Consider the following 3,513-nt stretch of genomic DNA (forward strand, 5'->3'; position numbering starts at 1 on the left):
GGGCCGTAGCCGGCGCCGAGGCCGCCGGCCGAGAAGTCGAACTGCGTCGCACCCGCGGCCGCGGCGCCCTCGGGCAGGATGCCGCCGCTCCTGGTGCCACCCAGCGCCGCGACCTGCTCGGCGCTCAGCGCGCCCGGCTGGAACAGGAAGCCGCCCAGCGCGCCGGCATTGGTCTCGCCATCCTCATCGGCCAGGATCAGGAAGCCCTGCTGCCCGTCAATGGCGTAGCGCGCCGTGTCCACCTCCTGCCGGCCGGCCAGCGCGCCGTCGATGTACTTGGCCAGCAGCGTCTTGCCATTGCCCAGGTCGGTGAAGGTGAAGGCCAGGCGGTGCCAAGCGCCGAAGCCCATCTCCCCCTCATAGGTGCCGCCGATGCCGATGCCGCCCGTGCCGGTGTCGTTGCGGATGAACAGGTCGCCATCGCTGGCATTGCTCAGATCGGTCTGCAGCAGCGCGGTGAAGCGGCTGGCGGCGCCGGCCGGGATCAGCAGGTCATAGACCAGGCTGTAGCTGGTCAGGCTGCCCGACAGGCCAGGCTGCACGTGGAAGCCGCCGGCCGGGCTGGCCGCGGGGAAGCGCAGCGCCTGGTCCGCGCCGCCCGGCAGGGCCGGGAGGGACTGGCTCTGGAGATCGGTGAAGACTGTCGTCGCCATGGGAATCCGTCCTTGAGAGGCGGCGCAGCATCCTCGGCATCGATAACGGTTTGATGACGGTTGTGGAGATTTTTTGGTTTAAGCCGGTTTTCACCCCAAAAATCCACAAAAACGCAAAATCGCCTTGCCGGCCACCAGGGCGCGCGGCAAAGCTGGCGCCATGTGGTCCCAGGAACGGCACCGACTCATCGTCGAGCGGCTGCGCGCGCAGCGGCAGCTCTCGGCCGATCTGCTGGCGCAGGAACTCGCCGTCTCGCGCGAGACGGTGCGGCGCGATCTGGTGGAGCTGGAGCAGGCCGGGCTGCTGCGCCGCGTGCATGGCGGCGCCGTGCTGGTCGAGGCGCAGCCCGAGCCGCCGCTGGCGCACCGCCTGCAGCAGCGCCGCGCCGAGAAGGAGGCGATCGCCCGCGCCGCCGCCGCCCTGGTCCGCCCGGGGCAGAGCTGCTTCATCGACGCCGGCAGCACCACCGCCCTGCTCGCCGCCGAGCTGCGGCAGGTGCCGGAGCTGACCGTCATCACCAATTCGCTGGAGGTGGCGCAGGCGCTGCGCGGCCGGCCGGGGCGGGAGCTGACGCGGCTGGTGGGCGGCGTGCTGACCGCCGAGATGCCCGGCCTCTGCGGCGAGGCCACGCTGGCCGAGCTGGGCCGCTACCGCGCCGATCTCGCCTTCGTCTCGCCGGTCGGGCTCGACCCGCAGGAGGGCGCCACGAACTTCATGCAGGCGGAGACGGAGATCGCGCGCCTGATGCTGCAGCGCTGCGGCCATCCGGTGCTGCTGGCCGACCATGCCAAGCTTGGCCGGGTCAGCCGCAGCCGGATCTGCGAGTGCGGCCTGGCCCGCACCCTGGTCACCGACTGGCGGGGCGCCGAGATGGCGGAGAGCTTCCGCCAGGCCGGCATCGCCGGGGTGGTGGTGGCGCCGGGCTGACTCCCGGCGCCGGCTATCGGCCGGATGCGGCGCTGCGGCGCTGCGCCGTCTCGCGCAGGGCGCGGTCGGCATAGGTGCCACGCAACGCCTCCCGCCCGCCCGCCTGGTGGAGATCCATCAGCAGCGCGCTGTGGATCAGGCCGAGATGGCTGAAGGCCTGCGGGAAATTGCCGAGGAAGTGGCCCGCCGGGTCGATCTCCTCGGCATAGAGGCCGAGGTCGTTGGCCAGGGCCAGCAGCGCGTCGAAGCGCCGCCGCGCCTCATCGACCCGGTCGAGCACCAGCAGCGCATCGACCAGCCAGAAGGCGCACAGGACAAAACTGCCCTCATGCCCCGGCAGCCCGTCCTCATGCCGGTAGCGGTAGACCAGCGGCCCCTCGCCCAGCCGGTCGATCACCGCGTCCACGGTGCGGGAGAGCACCTCATCGCTGATCGGAAAGCCCAGCATCGGCGCCAGCAGCAGCGCGGCGTCCAGCTCCTCGCCGCCCATCACCTGGGTCAAATGGCCGTCGCGGTGCACGCCCTCGGCGCGCACCGCCTCGACGATGGCGTCGCGCTCGGCCACCCAGTGCGGCCGCGGGCCGAACAGGCGGATGGCGCGGTCCAGCGCCACCCAGTTCATCATCGCGGCATGGACGTAGCGCTGGGTCGGCCGGCGCGGCTCCCACAGCCCGGCATCCGGCTCGCGCCAGTGCTCCGCCACCAGATCGGCCATGCTGGTGCCGATCCCGGTCAGCGCCGCGTCCAGCTCGCCGCCGAGCGCGTGGTGCAGGTGCAGCAGGTCCAGCACCTGGCCGTAGATGTCATACTGGTGCTGCTCGGCCGCCTCATTGCCGGTGCGCACGGGGCGGCTGCCGCGATAGCCCTCGAAATGCGCGATCTCCGCCTCGGCCAGCTCGGTCCGTCCCTCCAGATCGAAGAGCGGCGGCAGCGGCTGGCCCGGCCGGTGCGGCAGGCGGCGGATGAAGCCGAGAAACGCCTCCGCCTCCTCCCGCTGCCCGTATTTCTTCAGCGCGTAGAAGGACAGGCAGGCATCGCGCAGCCAGCAATAACGATAGTCCCAGTTGCGCACCCCGCCGATCTCCTCCGGCAGCGAGGTGGTGGGGGCGGCCACGATGGCGCCGGTGGGCCGGTAGGTCAGCGCCTTCAGCACCATCGCGGAGCGGCGCACCATCGCCTCCCAGGGGCCGGTGTAGTTGCCCTGGCGGCTCCAGCTTTCCCAGCGCGCCTCGGACTCCCGGTGCAGCGCGGCGAAGCCTTCGGCCGGGTCCCGCTCGCGCGGCGTCAGCACGAGATCGTGCCGCTCGCCCTCGATGAGGCGCAGGGTGGCGGCCAGCCCGTCCCCCTCCGGCTGCCACTCCACCGCGCCGTGCAGCCAGGGCCCGTCCGGCATGGCCACCCGCCCCTCCCGCAGCGACAGCGCCGGGAAGTCCGTCGCGAACCCCGGCAGCGGCTGGTAGCGCAGCAGCAGCGTGACCGCGCCGCGCAGGCCGCGCAGGCTGCGGAACAGCCGGTCGAACCCCTCCCCCTCCGCCGGCCCATAGACCAGCGCGTCGCGCAGCAGCACCTCGCCTTCGGCGGTGGTGAAGCGGGTCTCCAGCGTCTTGCTGGCCTCGGCATAGCGGCGCTCGACGCGGCAGGCGGCGGCCGGGCGGATCTGGAAGAAGCCGCCGCGCCTTCGGTCGAGCAGGCGGGAAAAGACCGGCGGCGCGTCGAAGCGCTCCAGGCAGGCCCAGTCGATCGAGCCATCCGGGGCGATCAGCGCGCTGCCATGCCCGTCGCCGATGAAGCCGTATTCCTCGATCGGCCGGTAGTCGCGCCGCGCCGGGTCGAGATCCACCGCCGCCGGCAGGTTGAAGCCCTGGGGGCCGCGCATCAGCCGTGCCCCCGGCGGCCGAGCGCCAGCCCGGCCAGCGCCGCCGCCGCCAGGCC

General features: G+C 72.7%; 3 protein-coding genes. 1 reads left to right on the forward strand and 2 read right to left on the reverse strand.

The annotated features are described in order from the left end of the window. The coding region (locus tag HMPREF0731_RS25750) for a hypothetical protein (RefSeq protein ID WP_007005624.1) at positions 1 to 653 on the reverse strand (653 nt) is incomplete at its 3' end. 160 nt (positions 654 to 813) lie between these two features. Between HMPREF0731_RS25750 and HMPREF0731_RS18025 the strand changes: the two genes are divergently transcribed. After that, positions 814 to 1,581, forward strand: a complete 768-nt coding sequence (locus HMPREF0731_RS18025) for a DeoR/GlpR family DNA-binding transcription regulator (protein ID WP_007005625.1) — start codon at positions 814 to 816, stop codon at positions 1,579 to 1,581. 13 nt (positions 1,582 to 1,594) lie between these two features. Here the strand turns inward: HMPREF0731_RS18025 and HMPREF0731_RS18030 are convergent, their stop codons facing one another. Then, positions 1,595 to 3,457: a glycoside hydrolase family 15 protein gene (locus HMPREF0731_RS18030; protein ID WP_007005626.1), complete on the reverse strand. Its 1,863-nt coding sequence runs from the start codon at positions 3,455 to 3,457 to the stop codon at positions 1,595 to 1,597. Positions 3,458 to 3,513 lie beyond the last annotated feature (56 nt).

The organism is Pseudoroseomonas cervicalis ATCC 49957 (assembly GCF_000164635.1).
Classification (GTDB): domain Bacteria; phylum Pseudomonadota; class Alphaproteobacteria; order Acetobacterales; family Acetobacteraceae; genus Pseudoroseomonas; species Pseudoroseomonas cervicalis.

What these genes read in the sequence shown, in the direction of transcription:
- HMPREF0731_RS18025 (WP_007005625.1), top strand. Translation starts at nt 814, where the DNA reads ATGTGGTCCCAGGAACGGCACCGACTCATCGTCGAGCGGCTGCGCGCG.
- HMPREF0731_RS18030 (WP_007005626.1), bottom strand. Translation starts at nt 3,457, where the DNA reads ATGCGCGGCCCCCAGGGCTTCAACCTGCCGGCGGCGGTGGATCTCGAC.